Annotated in this window: 16 protein-coding genes; 15 read left to right on the top strand and 1 reads right to left on the bottom strand. The window is 46.5% G+C overall.

Annotated features, from left to right (window positions below; genetic code table 11):
- Nucleotides 1–236 precede the first annotated feature (236 nt).
- The 7 genes from NQ503_RS17025 (at nucleotide 237) to NQ503_RS16995 (ending at nucleotide 5,797) form a co-directional block, all read left to right on the top strand.
- A complete protein-coding gene (locus NQ503_RS17025) occupies nucleotides 237–413 on the top strand; it encodes a helix-turn-helix domain-containing protein (protein ID WP_005423637.1) in 177 nt (58 codons plus the stop codon).
- Nucleotides 414–532: 119 nt separating this feature from the next.
- Nucleotides 533–1,522, top strand: a complete 990-nt coding sequence (locus NQ503_RS17020) for a helix-turn-helix domain-containing protein (protein ID WP_005423640.1) — start codon at nucleotides 533–535, stop codon at nucleotides 1,520–1,522.
- Nucleotide 1,523: 1 nt separating this feature from the next.
- On the top strand, nucleotides 1,524–2,915 hold the full coding sequence (locus NQ503_RS17015) for a tyrosine-type recombinase/integrase (RefSeq protein WP_187306739.1): 1,392 nt from the start codon (nucleotides 1,524–1,526) through the stop codon (nucleotides 2,913–2,915).
- An 880-nt stretch (nucleotides 2,916–3,795) separates the two neighbouring features.
- Nucleotides 3,796–3,957 (top strand): hypothetical protein, encoded by a 162-nt coding sequence (locus NQ503_RS17010; RefSeq protein ID WP_154648319.1) that lies wholly within the window; start codon nucleotides 3,796–3,798, stop codon nucleotides 3,955–3,957.
- Nucleotides 3,932–4,495 (top strand): ArpU family phage packaging/lysis transcriptional regulator, encoded by a 564-nt coding sequence (locus NQ503_RS17005; RefSeq protein ID WP_005421571.1) that lies wholly within the window; start codon nucleotides 3,932–3,934, stop codon nucleotides 4,493–4,495. Before NQ503_RS17010 ends, NQ503_RS17005 begins: the two co-directional genes overlap by 26 nt.
- A gap of 448 nt (nucleotides 4,496–4,943) precedes the next feature.
- The gene (locus NQ503_RS17000) at nucleotides 4,944–5,252 is read left to right on the top strand and encodes a carboxylesterase/lipase family protein (RefSeq protein WP_005423653.1); all 309 of its coding nucleotides are present in this window, start codon (nucleotides 4,944–4,946) and stop codon (nucleotides 5,250–5,252) included.
- A gap of 8 nt (nucleotides 5,253–5,260) precedes the next feature.
- Nucleotides 5,261–5,797, top strand: coding sequence for a prolyl oligopeptidase family serine peptidase (locus NQ503_RS16995; protein ID WP_242650140.1), 537 nt, complete (start codon nucleotides 5,261–5,263; stop codon nucleotides 5,795–5,797).
- Here NQ503_RS16995 and NQ503_RS16990 read toward each other — a convergent pair.
- On the bottom strand, nucleotides 5,784–7,118 hold the full coding sequence (locus tag NQ503_RS16990) for a glycoside hydrolase family 3 C-terminal domain-containing protein (protein ID WP_005423657.1): 1,335 nt from the start codon (nucleotides 7,116–7,118) through the stop codon (nucleotides 5,784–5,786). The genes NQ503_RS16995 and NQ503_RS16990 overlap by 14 nt on opposite strands.
- A 72-nt stretch (nucleotides 7,119–7,190) precedes the next feature.
- On the opposite strand from NQ503_RS16990, the gene NQ503_RS16985 reads away from it, so the two are divergent.
- From NQ503_RS16985 to NQ503_RS16950, 8 genes are all read left to right on the top strand, one after another.
- On the top strand, nucleotides 7,191–7,373 hold the full coding sequence (locus NQ503_RS16985) for a hypothetical protein (RefSeq protein ID WP_005423659.1): 183 nt from the start codon (nucleotides 7,191–7,193) through the stop codon (nucleotides 7,371–7,373).
- A gap of 96 nt (nucleotides 7,374–7,469) precedes the next feature.
- Nucleotides 7,470–8,354, top strand: coding sequence for a carbohydrate ABC transporter permease (locus NQ503_RS16980; protein WP_005423661.1), 885 nt, complete (start codon nucleotides 7,470–7,472; stop codon nucleotides 8,352–8,354).
- Nucleotides 8,354–9,211: a carbohydrate ABC transporter permease gene (locus tag NQ503_RS16975; protein WP_005423663.1), complete on the top strand. Its 858-nt coding sequence runs from the start codon at nucleotides 8,354–8,356 to the stop codon at nucleotides 9,209–9,211. The genes NQ503_RS16980 and NQ503_RS16975 overlap by 1 nt, the downstream gene beginning before the upstream one ends.
- Before the next feature lie 121 nt (nucleotides 9,212–9,332).
- Nucleotides 9,333–10,844, top strand: a complete 1,512-nt coding sequence (locus NQ503_RS16970) for a glycoside hydrolase family 32 protein (protein ID WP_049940389.1) — start codon at nucleotides 9,333–9,335, stop codon at nucleotides 10,842–10,844.
- 122 nt (nucleotides 10,845–10,966) lie between these two features.
- Nucleotides 10,967–11,761 carry a polysaccharide deacetylase family protein gene (locus tag NQ503_RS16965; RefSeq protein WP_167531108.1) on the top strand — a complete coding sequence of 265 codons (795 nt, stop codon included), beginning with the start codon at nucleotides 10,967–10,969 and terminating at the stop codon, nucleotides 11,759–11,761.
- Between the two features lie 14 nt (nucleotides 11,762–11,775).
- Nucleotides 11,776–13,329 (top strand): glycoside hydrolase family 32 protein, encoded by a 1,554-nt coding sequence (locus NQ503_RS16960; protein WP_005423671.1) that lies wholly within the window; start codon nucleotides 11,776–11,778, stop codon nucleotides 13,327–13,329.
- Nucleotides 13,330–13,400: 71 nt separating this feature from the next.
- A complete protein-coding gene (locus tag NQ503_RS16955) occupies nucleotides 13,401–14,483 on the top strand; it encodes a LacI family DNA-binding transcriptional regulator (protein WP_005423673.1) in 1,083 nt (360 codons plus the stop codon).
- A complete protein-coding gene (locus NQ503_RS16950; protein WP_005423675.1) occupies nucleotides 14,480–16,459 on the top strand; it encodes an alpha-amylase family glycosyl hydrolase in 1,980 nt (659 codons plus the stop codon). Before NQ503_RS16955 ends, NQ503_RS16950 begins: the two co-directional genes overlap by 4 nt.
- Nucleotides 16,460–16,467: the final 8 nt, after the last annotated feature.

The raw sequence follows: 16,467 nt of genomic DNA, 5'->3' as shown, positions 1-16,467 counted from the left end.
GATGTGAACTTTTTATAGAGTGTATGGATTCAAATTCCATATGCTCTTTTTCTTATTTAAATCCAGGAAAAATGTAGAAATCTAATGTTACGAGTTTCTTACGAGTGGCATTAAAAAAAACTCGCAAGAAAAAAGTAAAAAAATTTGCTTTTGACCACTGTAAAACATGCTCTGAGCGTTTCGTTATATGAAGGGATAATTTTTCTTTCGTATTTCAAAGAAAAGAGGATAAAGAAATGTTAGAAAAAAGATGTTATACAGTTCAAGAGTTACAGGAAATCTTAGGAGTCAGCAGACCTACTATTTATAACCTTTTGAAGAAAAAGGAATTCCGGTGGATTCAGTTGGATGGCGGAAAGTATCGCATCTCTAAGAAGAGTTTCGATGACTGGCTCGATAACTTGGAACAGTAAAAAACAGGGTGTTGATCAGGCAGATTTTGTCTGCAATCGACATCCTAAATTTTTATCTGGATTTGAGATATGATATAAGAAAAACACTAACACTAAAAAAGACAGGAAGTGAAGAATAAATGGCAACAGCAATTATGAAACAAAAAGAAGTTCCGGAAATGGACGATGTTGAAGAGATCATTTCAAAGATATCAGAAGACAGTCCTTACAAACGGCGTCCGACACAAAAGAGAACCTGGATGACCGTGCCGGAAATGGGAAAGCTGCTGGGATTAAAAAAGACAGATCGATACTGGCTGGTGCATAAAAATGTTTTTGAATCAAAAGAGATTGCCGGAAAGATACGAATCAATATTGCCAGCTTTGAAAAATGGTATGCCAATCAGATTAAATATCATAAAGTTACCGGAGAAGAACCAGGGAAAGAATTGAAATCCTGGTCCTATTCCGTTAAGGAAGTCGCGGATCTGTTGGGCGTGGATGATTATCTTGTTTATGAATTACTCAAGAAAAATCAAATGGAAGTTGTTATTGTCGATTACTGGAAACGAATACCAAAAGAATCCTTTCAGAACTGGTATAAAAGCCAGTCCCGGTATCGAACAAAGGAAGACAGAGAAAAAGACGCCCTTCTGGAAGATGCAACTATTACGATGCCTGAGATGGCACAGCTGTTAGGAACAACCAGAAGCTCAGTATATACAATTCTTGATAATCCAAAGTATAGTCATTTTTTTGAATTCATTGTGATTGCAGAAAAGAAAAGGATCACAAAAGAGAGTTTTCAAAAATTCCTGGAAGGTCAGGATCGTTATAAGCTGGATCCATCGAATGTTTATGAAGAACTTGCACAGGAACAGAATATTGCCCTGGCTAATTTCCGGCGGAAGAAATTATCACAAACCGGAATACGAGGAAGCAATGGAAATATAAAGTATCTTACTTTTGATGAAGCTTCCTATCTGGCAAAGGTCAGCAGAAGCATGATCAACAAGTGGGCGGATAAAGGAAAGTTCACCGTAATAAAAGTTGGCAGTCGAGTTAGGATCCTTCGGGATGAATTTGAGGACTGGATGGAACAAAGAGATTTGGAAAGGAGCATGCAATAATATGGCATCAATAAGAGAACGAAACGGAAAATTCAATGTAATCTATTCTTATACGAATGAAAAAGGTGAGAGGAAACAGAAATGGGAAACCTATGAAACAAAAGCCGAAGCTAAAAGAAGAAAAAAAGAAATTGAATATAAAAAAGAGATGGGATCATTTGTCGTTCGTAAATGCAAAACACTGGATGAGCTTATTACAGAGTATGTTGCACTTTATGGAAAAGAAAACTGGGCGCTTTCTACATATGAAGGAAATGTCTCTCTTATCAATAACTATATTCTTCCAATTATTGGTGATACGAAACTTTCAGAAATCAATACCCGATTCATCGAAAGATATTATCAGAGTCTTTTGAAGAGACGTGCAGTTATCAATCCATTGAATAAAACCAGTCGAAATGAATTTGTATCGTCCAGTACGGTCAGGGATGTTAATAAGCTGCTCAGGAACTGTTTCGAACAGGCAGTAAAATGGGAGTTGATGGAGAAGAATCCCTGTACTCATGCGACTGTACCAAAACATAAATCCCAAAAAAGAGACATCTGGACAGCGGATACATTGATGTATGCGCTCAGTGTCTGTGAAGATGAACGATTAAAGCTCGCAATTAATCTATCTTTCTCATGTTCTCTGCGACTTGGTGAGTTGCTTGGTCTTACCTGGGATTGTGTAGATATCTCTCCTGAGGCAATTGAAGAAAACCGTGCATATGTCTTCATCAACAAAGAATCACAGCGTATAAGAAAAGAATCGTTGAATGCATTGGATGGAAAAGATGTGTTGTTGGTATTTCCGACAAATCATAAGAAGAATTCTACGGTCCGTATTCTGAAAACACCAAAGACAGAAAGCAGTGTGCGTAAGATATTCTTACCAAAGAGTGTCGCTAATATGTTGGTAGACTGGAAAGCTGAACAGGATGAAATGAAAGAAATCCTTGGTGATGAATATATGGACTATAACCTGGTTATGGCAAGTACCTTTGGGCTTCCTCTTGGTGATGGAGCAATCCGTGGTCCTTTAAAGAAACTGATTGAGGACTATAATCTCCCACCGGTTGTGTTTCACAGTTTCCGTCATAGTAGCGTTACTTATAAGCTGAAACTGAATGGTGGGGACATCAAAGCGGTACAGGGTGATTCCGGTCATGCTCAGGTCAATATGGTTACGGATGTGTACTCTCATATTCTGGATGATGACAGAAGGAAAAATGCAGAGCTTTTTGAAGAAGCATTTTATGAGAAAAAGAATCTGGATCCACAGATGCATGTACAACAGGAAAATAATAATGCAACTGTTGCTGATGAAGTCGATCCGGAACTTCTGGCAAAAGTGTTGGCAAATCCAGAGATGCGGGCATTGCTCAATTCACTGGCGAAGACGATGAAGTAATTAGTCTATCTCCATCATATCTATTGGAATCTCCATCATTTGATGATGGAATGATGGAGATTCAATTACAAAAAAGATTACAGATATTTTTACTGAATAAAATTTGCCAGTCAAAAACGCATGGACAAACCGTCTCGTATGCGTTATATTAATTATAGACAAGAAAATATCTTGTGCTTTCGATAGGAAGTTTAATTGAATACTGTTTACCATGATCGAACGTACGAAGCATGGTGGTCATATAACAGATGTCGATGGTAATATCAAGGCATTCCCCAATTATTAGCTGCAGCAAACAATCAGCTAACTCTCAGAGCTTTACAGAGCTTGACAGAGGGGGTATTCAGAATAACTCGAATTGAATCGGAAACAGTTTTATATAGTATCCCACTTGGGTTTACCTTACCTCAGATTGATAGAGAGTGACAATAGGTTGGAGCTCTCCTAAGCACTAGATGTGGGTTCGATTCCCGCACGGGACGTCCTATCAAAAGCGGAATGTATTAGAAAAATATCTAATATGATTTCCGCTTTTTTGTTTTTTCAAGTGGAAAATGGAATGGAATATCAGCTAATACGGAAAGAATCCTATTAGCCGCTGTCTAATAAAACGCACTGCTGGTATAATAGCTGGAAATAAATCGAAATTCTAATAAAAGAGAAAAGCCAGCTGTTTATTTGAGAAAGTGGATGTAAATTTAAGCTCAGATAAGAAAAAAGAGGAAGGGAAATATCCGGCGGTAAGTTATTAGGCGTGAATACAATAAAATCTTTGCTTAGTGAAAACTAAGGTCAACAGTAAGCCTGTTTGGATCAGATTTCAAAAAGAAATCTATCTGGACAGGCTTTTTCTGTTGCAGATAAGAAATGGAGGAAAGATATGGATACAGTGGATACACGAAGTGCATCAGTTCCAGAAGATGGCGAAAAAATCATAGAGCTTCCGTCAAAATCACAGGGATGGGAGTGTAGAACGTCAGAGAAAGACGATTCAATACGAAAAGGAGATTTTGATAATGACAGAAAGAGATTATGCGATTAGATCGTTTAAAGAAGTAACCTTAAATGCAGCACGCCATACAGAAGAAAGAATGAACCTGTACTATGGAAAAATCAAGGAACTGATGAACAATTATCAGGACTTGATTTTGGAAAATCAGATGGTTCTGGATGAATTAGAGCAGGAGTGTCAGGAAAAGATCAATGAGAACATGGCTTATGCTCTTCAGTATATGGATTCTTACGATTACCGCATGAATTTAGGAAAACTGAAAAAAGAAGTAAACAATATCATTCTAATCTATGGACTTTGCGATATGGTCAACCGGGCAATGACATTGGTAAAATATTTTACCCCGAATTTTGGAACCGAATATTATGATGTGCTTTATGGCTGCTTCTGCAGACACAGAAAAATGACAGATATGGAAATTATGCTTGAACTGGGGATGAGCCGGGCAAGTTTTTACCGGAAGAAAAAAGTAGCTCTCCGGTATCTTGGATATTATTTTTTTGAAATCGTAGTGCCACAATCTGCAAACAAACGATATAAGCCGTCTTTTCCGGAAACGGAAGAGTAGATTTGAAAGAGCCTGGTGGAATCTCCCTTTTCCATCAGGCTTATCTGTTCGTGCAGGTGTATTGATGGAAAGACTGAAAGCCTATGATCCGGAGCTTCCAAAAGATATGGAGCCGATGGTGTATGTGAATTATTGTGAGAAAAGTGAGTTGGGGAATCCAAGATGTGCTAAAAACTCTCGAAAAATTTGAACTTTATACAAAACACATAAAAACCTTATAAAATAAGGCTTTAAGGAATTTGTCCATAAATTTGATATTTGAACAATATTCAGTTTTGAACAAAAGAATATTGTTCATTCTTTTTAAAGTAACATAGATTCTCAATTGTTCATTTTTATAAAGTAAGCAAAATGTTATATTGCCACGATTGTTTTTGCTGATATACCATATTATAATTAGTACGAATGAGTGCAATGGCTGATAGATGCTTTAAGGAGGACTCATTTCATGAAAAAAGTAATTCAGGTAGCAGTCAAAGAGCCGCAGTACGTCGTCAGCACGGATGTGGCGTTCGCACAGGTAGATGCGTGGTTTGGGCATACGGTGCGGGATCTGAAGCTGGATGTTATTTATCCGGAGCACACGGAAAAACGTCCATGTATCGTGTGGATCTGCGGAGGTGCGTGGCTGCAGATGAGTGTGAGCGCACATCTGGCATACCTCTGTGATCTGGCACGCGAGGGTTTTGTCGTGGCGAGCGTACAGTATACCGCACGAGTAACGAGGCGGTATTCCCGGCACAGCTTGAGGATGTAAAGGCGGCGATCCGGTATCTGAAGGCACACAGTGAGCGCTATGGCATCGATCCGGAGCGCTTTGGTGTGATGGGAGAGTCAGCCGGAGGACATCTGACGGTTATGACAGCTCTGACCGGTGGCCATAAGGAATTTGACAAGGGGGATTACCTGGAGTACAGCAGTGCGGTGCAGGCAGCCTGCCCGTGGTATCTTCCGGCGGATATCAGCAAAATGCCGCGTCTTTCCGATGTGGAGATGATGGCTGCGCCGGAATCTCTGATGCTTGGAAAAAACGCGGCATTGCATGAAGAGGAGGCGATGAAGGCCTGCCCGATCAGCTATGTGACAAAGGATGCCCCGCCATTTTTACTGCTGCACGGCACCAATGATCATACGGTACCGTACACACAGGGCGAGGCGATGTATGAGGCGCTGACCAAAGCGGGCGCAGATGCGGATCTGATCGCCATCGAGGGCGCGGATCACGCAGATTTGCACTTTTTCCAGAGAGAAGTCTGGAAAATCATCGCAGATTTTTTTAAAGAAAAGCTCAACGTAAAGTAAATCCTGTTCCGTTTTCCGTGGCACTGCTGCCGCCGATCCATACGCGGAAGGCACCCGGCTCTGTGCCGTAGCTGCCGTCTGCCCGGTGGAAGGACAGCTCTGCCTCGGAAATCCGGAAGGAGACGGTCTGTGTCTCACCAGGAGTCAGGGTGATACGTGTAAAGCCTTTCAGCTCCCGAACCGGGCGAACCGTGCTCGCGGCAACATCCTGAATATAGAGCTGTACGACTTCCGTACCGGTGCATGCACCGGTATTTTTTAATTGTACGGATGCAGTGATGGAATCTTCGCTCGTCAGAGAATCGGAAGAAAGGCTCACATCAGAATAAGAGAACTCTGCATAGCTTAATCCGTATCCAAACGGGAAGAGCGGTGTGTTTGGCGTATCGGTGTATTTGGAGACAAAACGCTGTGGATCTGTTCCGGTCAGCGGACGCCCGGTAGAAAAATGGTTGTAGTAAATCGGAATCTGTCCCATATTCCGCGGAAATGTCATCGGAAGCTTTCCGGATGGATTTTTTGTACCGGTCAGAAGATCAAGGATCGCATGACCGCCCTCAGTACCCGGAAGCCATGCTTGGAGAATTGCAGCGGCATTACGGGAGAGCTCGTCAAGAAGCAGCGGGTGTCCGTTAAAGAGCACAACGGCGACATTTGGATTGACTGTCTTTACTGCGCAAAACAGCTCCATCTGATTCTCCGGAAGGGAAAGCTCAGTGCGTGAGGTCGCTTCGCCGGTCTGGAGGTAATGCTCTCCAAGACACAGAATGACGACATCAGCAGCCTTAGCGGCCGCGACTGCATCTGCCAGTGCCTTTTCCGGATCCGCAAACACGTCGGCATAAAATTCTTCGGCGCGATTTGGCTCTGCAAAGCCGGCAAAGACGTGGTCACGCGGAAGAAGCGTCGTGCCGTGGCAAAAGGTGAGGTCAGAGTCCGGGAGCAGTTCCTTAGCGGCCTGTCGGATCGTGACGGAGTCCTCTGGATGTCCGGTGACGGCCCAGCTGCTGCAAATCTCGTAATTGTCGATGTACGGCCCGATAAAAGCTACTTTCTGGGATGGGCGGATCGGCAGCACTTTGTCGTTTTTGAGCAGTACGCAGGAAGCGGCAGCTGCCTCGCGGGCCAGCGCGCGATGTTCCGGACAGAGGATATAGCGGGCTTCTTTTTCCGGGTCGGCATCCTTATGCGGATGCTCAAAGAGACCGAGCTGATTTTTCAGCTGCAGGATGCGCAGGACACTCTCGTCGATCAGTGACTCCGGAATCGTGCCTTCTTTTACGAGCTTTGCAAGCTCCCCGGCATAGCAGCCGGTCATCATATCGATGTCGACACCGGCGAGCAGTGCTCCCTGATCCCGGCATTCACGAATATCGACAAGGATGTTACCAACATGCTGGCACAGAGCGTTCAGAACTACGTGAAGGAAGGCAAAGTCATCAACGTACCGTACTCCTACCCGGGAGATCACTGGCAGACCGTTGGTGCTTACATGCAGAAGTACTTCGCAGGTGAGACCGACCGCGCTACCTTCGCAACGGAGATTCAGGATTACTGGACCGGACTTGCAAAATAATTCCGAACTGATTCAATGGACATACAGAGCTTGAACGGCTGATGATAGCTGCTGTCGGCGGTGACGGCAGCTATTCTTCGATTAAGAGAGGGAATTATGAATAAAAAAAATGAGTCTTTAAAAAATACGGGACTGTTTCTGGCCTTTGCAGGACCGGCAGTCTTTGCCTTCATGGCAGTAGTTATTATCCCGTTTTTATACGGATTTTATCTGACCTTTACGAGCTGGGACGGCCTTTCCAAGTCAAAGCCGTTTGTAGGACTTGCGAATTACGCTGAGCTATTTAAGGATACCGGCTTCTGGCAGGCACTCGGACTGACATTGATCTATGTGGTTGTGTCCGTGGTTCTGGTCAATGTCGTAGCATTTCTTCTGGCACTGCTGGTTACCGGAAAGCTCCGTGGCAAAAAGTTCTTCCGTGCAGGCTTCTTCGTTCCGAACCTGATCGGAGGAATCGTACTTGGCTACATCTGGCAGTTCATTTTCAAGACCATTCTGGTTTATATCGGTAAGAACGCAGGCATCGGATTTTTATCCAAGTCCTGGCTGTCCTCCCCGGTACCCGCATTTATCGCACTGATCATCGTAACGGTATGGCAGCTGTCCGGTTACATGATGCTGATCTACATCGCAGGACTGACAAGTGTATCTGCCGACCTGCGCGAGGCTGCCAAGATCGACGGATGTACGGAGAGCCAGGTGACAAGAAACATTGTCATCCCGCTGATGCGTTCCTCCTTTACGATCTGTCTGTTCCTGACAATTACCCGCTGCTTCATGGTTTACGATCTGAACCTTGCCCTGACTGAGGGCGGCCCGTTCGGTTCTACCGTTATGGCGGCAATGTACGTATACAACAAGGCATTTGTGACAAAGTCCTACGGACCGGGTCAGACCGAGGCGGTCATTCTGTTCCTGTTTACGGCGATTATTGCAGTTTCTCAGGCTGTTATGAATAAGCGGAAGGAGGTAGAAGCGTAATGGATGAGGGAAGAAGTGTAGAATCCAGCAAAATAAGACCGATTATCCGTACGGTGGTTGCGGTATTGCTGTTCCTGTTTTATATGTTTCCGTTTTTCATGATCGTGCTGAACTCCTTTAAGGATAAGCGTGATATTACAAAGCTGCCGCTCAGCTTCGGCGGCAAGAAGGGATTCACGATTGACAACTACATCACAGCTTTCCAGAGACTGGATTTCTTGAATGTATTTAAGAACTCCTTTCTAGTAACAGGTATCAGTGTCCTTCTGATCATTCTGTTTTCTTCCATGTGCGCTTACATCTTTGTAAGAAAAGACTGGAAGATCAATAAACTCCTGTTCCTTTTGATGATGTTTTCGATGGTCATTCCGTTCCAGGTAGTCATGATCCCGCTGATCTCCATTTACGGCGGCATGTTCCATCTGCTGAATCACAGATATACGCTGATTTTCATGCATCTGGGCTTTTCTGTCTCAATGGCGGTATTCATGTATCATGGCTTTATCAAGGAAAATGTTCCTCTGGCACTGGAGGAGGCGGCGCACATTGATGGTGCAGGCCCGTTCCGGACATATTTCTCCATCGTATTTCCACTGCTGAAGGCGCCGACGGCGACACTGGTCATCCTGTATGTCCTGTCTTTGTGGAACGATTACCTGCTGCCGAGCCTGATACTGACCGACAAGAAGGTATATACCCTTCCGGTAGCGATGTCGCTGTTCCAGGGTACTTATTCAAATCAGATGGATCTGCTTCTGGCAGGCCTTGTGATGTCGATTATTCCGATTATTATCTTATATGTCGTGCTGCAGAAGTATATTATTGCAGGTGTTGTTGCAGGAGCAGTAAAATCCTGATGAATGTATAAGCAAGAAAAAGGGCAATGCAGCAATTTAGTAAAAATGCATTGCCCTTTTCTGCATACAGCAAAGCTGTTTATTTGGCAGAGATAATACGAAGATGCAAGGAGAAAAACGCATGAATCAGCGGGTTTTAATTGAAAAAAATTATCTTCGGATACCGATCAGAAAAGATGCAGTCGAAAAAAATGTGTGGCTTTACCAGGAACTGACCGCAGTGCTGCAGTTCCAGGCGGGCCTTTTTGTGGATTATGGATCCGGGGCACCGGATTTTTATGCGGAGCTTCCGGTAGAACGATGGAAGGGTTCGGTACTGACGCTTGTGCATGAGGAGGACCGGCCGGTTCCGTTTCTGCAGTCGGATGAGCTCCTGCCAAATACAGAGCCATTTCAGCCATGGATTCATTTTGCACCGAAAAGCGGATGGATGAATGATGTCTGCGGAGCGTGCTGGTATCAGGGAAGCTATCATCTGTATTTTCAGCACAATCCGTTTGGTGTTCAGTGGAACAATATGAGCTGGGGGCATGCAGTGAGCAGCGATCTGCTGCACTGGCAGCAGCTGGAGGAGGCACTGCTCCCGGAGGCAGACGGACCGGCTTTTACCGGAAGTGCCATTTTGCATGAGGGTGAGCTCCCGGAAGTGCCGGAGGATGCACTGGTGGTCTATTATACCTGTGCCGGAAATCGCAGCGTATGGAGCCGCGGGAAGAAGATGTGTCAGAAAATCGCGTGGAGCGAGGATGGAACACATTTTCAGACACTGGGTGAGATACTGCCAAATCAGATTTTTGAAAACCGGGATCCAAAGGTATACAGGTTTGGACAAAAGCACTGGTTTATGGTATTATTTCTCGATGGGCATGAATTCGGAATTTTTGTCTCGGATAATATGAAGGACTGGAGGCAGACGCAGAGTCTGGTGATTCCGGAGGCATGGGAATGTCCGGATCTTGTCCGGCTGAGAGTACAAAGTACCGGTGAAGAAAAATGGCTGTTCTGGACACCGGACGGATTTTACCTGGTGGGAGAATTTGACGGCATGCAGTTCACCGCGACACAGCCGGGAAGAAGATTTTACGGAAGCGAGAAGGTCTATGCGGCACAGACGGTCACCAATCTGGATGGACGTGTCCTCCAGATTCCGTTTTTGCGCGGACATACGCAGCCGTATTACAATCATCGCGGCCTGATGGGCGCTCCGAGAGAAATGCAGCTTCAAAAAGACGGCGGTGAATATGTCTTATCCGAACCGCTGTGCCGGGAGCTGCAGCAGCAGAAGATTCCGTTGTGGCGGCGGACGGTTCAGAAGGAACCGATGGAATTTTGCTGGGAAGAGGACGGGGCGATGCTGCTGCAGCTGACTTTTTCCGAGGATACGTCTTTCGCACTGTGGATCTGCGGCGAACGGATTGAATGGGATGCCGAAAAGAAAAAGCTGGCATTTACCTTTATGAACCGTCTTGACATCCTGGAAATCAGAAATATGACGATTCTGGCAGACCGTGGTGTGCTGGAGATCGCAGTTAATGAAGATACAGCCTGCTATTATGTCCCGGGAAACGGGGAACTTGTGAAAAGTATTGAACTTTCCGGTGAGATGGAAGCAGAGCTGTTCCTGATTCGGTAAGAACCTTGCCCACATCTGTGTGAAGGCAGAGTAAGCATTTCCTGATTCAGATGTGCGCAGTGCTGAGCAGTTGGCAGGGAGGATGCTCCCGCTTTGCCAACGGGGATAGAATGGAGATTACTATGTTAGATAAAGCTTTAATTACAAGAGCAGATGATTTTGGGTCCAGCCATTCGGCGAACCAGGCGATTTATGAAGTGTCGAAAAAAGGAATTGTAAAAAATGTATCCGTGATGGCATGTGCACCATATCTGGAGGAGGCAGCGGAAATGCTTGCATCCAGTAAGGATGTCACGTTTGGTATGCACAGTGTGATTAACGCAGAATGGGATCGGGTCGTATGGGGACCGGTAGCGCCGAAGGAGAAAGTGAAAAGTCTGATCGATCACCGGGGCGTTTTTTACCAGGACGTGTTGGAGCTGGCAGCGGCAAAGCCGGATCTGGATGAGATTATTACCGAATACAAGTATCAGCTGGAGCGGCTGCGCAAGGTGGGTTTCCCGATTGCGTATATTGATTCTCATATGATGCCGGAGGGAGACATTCCGGGACTGGCAGAAAAATTTGACCGGTGGGTGGAGGAAGAGGGGCTGATCAACCACCGCTATTACAACCGGATGCTTCCGGATAGCGATAAGTTTTCTCATGACCGGACGCTGTTCGAAAAAGAGATCCGAAAGCTGGAGGGCCAGTACAAGCTGGTGCTGCATCCGGCAAAGACCTCAGATGAGATGAAGATGACCGGAAATCACAATTATTCCGGGGAATTTATTGCGTGGGAACGGGAGGATGACTATGAGTTTTATAATGATCCGACGGTTCTTAGCTTTTTACAGGAGCAGGGGGTAAAGCTTTTGAGCTACAAGGATGCAGAGCCTGCAAAAGAGCCATATAATTTCAGCTTGTGGAGAAAATAGCGTGAGGAACGTTTATGGATATTACAGTGAGTGAGAAGTATCTCTGGTTTCCGGTGGATATGTCCGGAGAAATGGTCTGGGTGTCGGTATATGACGGGGATCAGAAAATCCAGGAGATGAAAGTTTCCCTCGGAAAAGAGCATATTGATTTTTACGGGGTATGGAAGGCGACGGAGTATCTTGGAAAAGAGCTTCGGATTGTCAGTGAAAAGGGCGAGGAGTATCTGGATGGCGTTGATATCCGCCAGGAGAAGACGCGTCCGCAGAATGATTATCCGTACCGCCCGCGGTTGCATTACACACCGGCATACGGCTGGGTGAACGATCCGAACGGACTGGTATATGTGGATGGCGTTTATCATATGTTCCATCAGTATAATCCGTATTCGACGGAATGGCAGAATATGTCCTGGGGACATGCCACCAGTACGGACCTTATGCACTGGGAAGAGCAGGAGGTGGCAAGCACGCCGGATGAGTACGGCACGATGTATTCGGGCTGTGCGATGGTTGATGAAAAAAATACAGCCGGTTACGGAAAGGATGCACTGCTGTTTTTCTATACAGCGGCAGGAGGGATGAACGAGTGGTCGAAGGAAGCAGGCAATCTCTTCACACAGAAGCTGATGTGGTCAACGGACGGAGCGAAAACCATTCATAAGCGTGACGAAGAGCTGGTTCCGTGGATTGTCGGGGAAAACCGCGACCCGAAGGTATTTTGGCATGCGGAATCAAACGCCTATGTGATGATTATGTACCTGGAGGAAAATGATTTTCTGATCCTGCGCTCTGCCGATTTACTTCACTGGGAGCAGACGCAGAAGATGATGGTACCAGGGATGTGGGAATGTCCGCTTCTGATCGAGGTTCCGGTAGAGGGGACAGATAAGAAGGAATGGGTATTCTGGTCTGCGGACGGTTATTATCAGATCGGCAGCTTTGACGGCTATACCTTCCAGACGAAGACGGAGCGGAAGATGGCCTATTTCAGCAGACGGGCCTATGCCGCACAGAATTTTGTAAATGTTGGAGAGAGAGTATTACTCGTTCCGTGGGTGCGGCTGGATAATGCAAACGGCTGGTATCGCGGCGCAATGGGAATTCCGCAGGAAATCTGCCTGAAGGACGGAGCGGACGGATTGCAGCTGGCATTTTCCATGGCAGAGGAGCTGCATGCTCTGCGCGGCAGCTGGGAGGTGCTTCCGCAAAATGAGACCATTTTCATTGCAGGAGAAGCAAGGGAGGTTGTGCTTAGCTGGAATGTCGGAATGACAGGAACGGAGCTTCTTGAGATCGGAGAGACGACGATCCGGGTAGATTTTACACATGGAGAGCTCTGGGTGGACACCGATCGGAAGCATGAGCTGGATGGAGAGCTGCGCGGTGTGTTTGATCCAGCGAAGCCGCTTGATATGACAGTTGTGATCGACCAGGAGATGCTGGATATCCTGGCGGACGGCGGACGGCTTTGCGGCACCATTGAGACCGAGGAAAATGTACTTGGAAAAACGCTTAAGCTGCGCGGAGATGCGGCTCCAGGAGCTGCAAAGTGGTGCGTATTGAAATAAAGGCGCCAAAGAACAAATAGTTGAACAGATAAAAAATTCGAATACCGGAAAAGAAGTGAGGACATACAGGGATGGCAACAATCAAAGATGTGGCGATGGATGCAGGTGTATCGGTAGGAACGGTATCCAATGTCATTAATGGCGGAAATGTAAGTGAAGAGCGGAGGCAGCGGGTCGAGCAGTCGATTCAGAAGCTTGGCTATCAGGTGAATGGGATTGCCCGGAAGATGCGTACACAGCGCACCGACTATGTCGTCGTCATTTTGCCTGATATTACCAATCCGTTTTACAGCCTGCTGCTGCAGGGGCTTGAGCATGCACTTTCTGCCTATGATAAACAGCCACTGCTGTGTATTTCAGACGGCGAGAAAGAGAAAGAGATCAAATATATCGAAATGGCCAGAACCAACAAGGTCGACGGTATCATTGGTGTTACGTTCAGTGATGTGGAGGAATATCTGGATGATACACTGGCATTTGTGTCGATTGAGCGTCGTTTTTCAAAAAATATCCCGTGTGTATCCGGAGATAATTATCTGGGCGGACGTATGGCAGCAGAGAATCTGGTTCGGCGAGGTGCGACGAATCTGTTGCTTGTGCAGACCATTATGTCAGTGGACAATGAGGTGCGAAAGCGCAGACTTGGCTTTGAAGGGTATTGTGAAGAAAACGAGATTCCATATGCAAGCATTACGTTTTCCGAGAAGCAGGTACCGTCCGTGTACTCATCCTTTTCTGCACGCAGCCTGATCGGAAGTGTATTGCAGGCACATATGAATAATCAGATGACGGAAAATGGAAGGCCGAACGGAATTTTTGCAGGTACAGATCATCTGGCGATCGTCATTCAGGAGGAGCTGGAGCAGATGGGCCTGCGTGTCCCGGAGGATGTGCAGGTGATTGGTTATGACGGGCTGCGCTGGATGAATACCGGACAGCCATTTGTGTCGAGTATTTATCAGGATACCGGGATAATCGCAAAGACAAGTGTTGATTGTCTGATGCGGCTTCTGAATGGAGAAGCGGTGGAGGATATTGTGGATCTGCCGATTGTCTTTCAGGACGGCGGGACGACGCTTCCACTGCCAGAGACTGATATAAAGGAGAAACAGGGCATCATGCTTCCGATTCTGGAGGGAGAGGATAGAAGATGAAAAGAACGAGAAAAAAGACAACAAAGCAGGAGACATTACAGCAGCCGACCGTGGCGATCACGATGACAGCTGAGGATAAGGCGGCAGCTGAGAAGGTGGCTGCACTGCGCGAGGCAGAGGCAGCCCAAAAAGCACGCGAGGATGCAATCGAAGCGACGTACCGGAAGCGGTTTGACCGGCACTTTGAGGAGCTGCGCTGGCTGTATATGGAGCTTTATGGCAACAGCTCCATGTTTGCAGAGCTGTGCGACAATATGAAACGCTTCTACATGGAGCGAAATACCGATCTGCGTGCATCTGATGCGAGCAGAGAGAAACGCCCGGACTGGTACAAGCAGAATGACATGATGGGCATGATGTTCTACATCGACAATTTTGCAGGCAATATGAAGGGCGTGCAGAAGAAGCTGGATTATATAGAACAGTGTGGCGTCAACTACATTCATCTGATGCCGTTTCTGGATACTCCGGAGGGGCGCTCCGATGGTGGCTATGCAGTATCAGACTTCCGCAAGGTACAGGAAAAGCTTGGCACAATGGAGGATCTGGAGCATCTGACCGCAGCTTGCCATGAGAAGGACATTAATGTCTGCATGGATTTTGTCATGAATCACACCTCAGAGGATCACGAGTGGGCGAAGCGTGCGCGTCAGGGAGATGGCGAGTATATGGGCCGTTATTTCTTCTTTGACAACTGGGATATTCCGGCAAAATATGAACAGACGGTTCCTCAGGTATTTCCGACGACAGCACCGGGCAACTTTACCTGGCTTCCGGATGCCGGACATTTTGTCATGACCTCCTTCTATCCGTATCAGTGGGATCTGAACTACCGCAATCCGCGCGTGTTCAATGAGATGATGTACAATTTCCTCTTCCTTGCAAATAAGGGAATCGACATTGTCCGGATCGATGCGGTGCCATATATATGGAAGGAACTCGGTACGACCTGCCGGAATCTTCAGCAGGTGCATACGATTGTGCGCATGATGCGTATGATCGGTGAGATCGTCTGCCCGGGTATTCTGCTGCTCGGTGAGGTAGTCATGGAGCCGGAGAAGGTCGTTCCGTATTTCGGCACAGTCGAGAAGCCGGAATGCCACATGCTCTACAATGTGACGACGATGGCTACGACCTGGCATACCGTAGCGACACGTGATGTGAGCCTTTTAAAGAAGCAGCTGGATATCGTGGACAGTCTGCCAAAGGATTATGTATTTCTGAATTACCTGCGTTGCCACGATGATATCGGCTGGGGACTGGATTATGCGACACTGGAGCAGGAGGGCATGATGGAGCGCTCCCACAAGCAGTATCTGAATGACTATTTCCAGGGCTATGCAGGAAACAGCACGAGCCGAGGTGAGCTGTACAATGCCGATCCGGTGACCGGAGATGCGCGGTTCTGCGGAACGACCGCTTCCATGTGTGGAATCGAAAAAGCCGGTTTTGAGCAGGATCCGGCCGCGATGGATCTGGCAATCCGCAAGGATCTGATGCTGCATGCGTATATGTTTATGCAGTCCGGTATTCCGGTACTCTACAGCGGAGACGAGATCGCACAGGTCAACGATTATACCTACAAGGATGATCCGAACAAGGTGGCAGATTCCCGTTACATTCACCGTGGCGTGATGCACTGGGATCTGGCAGAAAAGAGAAACGATCTGTCTACCGTAGAAGGGAAAATGTTCCTTGGCCTGCAAAAGCTGGAGCAGATCCGCAAGGAAGAGAAGGCGTTTGTCTCCTATGCAGATACATGGACAGTCGAGACGTGGGAAAAGGGTGTACTCTGTATCGGAAGATTTTATGACGGAGAGAAAATTTACGGTCTGTTTAATTTCAGTGAGTATGACAAGACGGCATGGATCAATGGAAATGACGGTCTGTATGTCGACCTGATCTCTGGACAGAAGATGAAGGCATGCGGGGTTAATATTCCGGCGTTTGGTTACTATTATCTGAAAAAGCTGTAAAAAAGTAA

Source organism: Blautia obeum ATCC 29174 (assembly GCF_025147765.1).
Lineage (GTDB): Bacteria > Bacillota > Clostridia > Lachnospirales > Lachnospiraceae > Blautia_A > Blautia_A obeum.
This window is presented reverse-complemented; position numbering and strand designations above follow the sequence as displayed.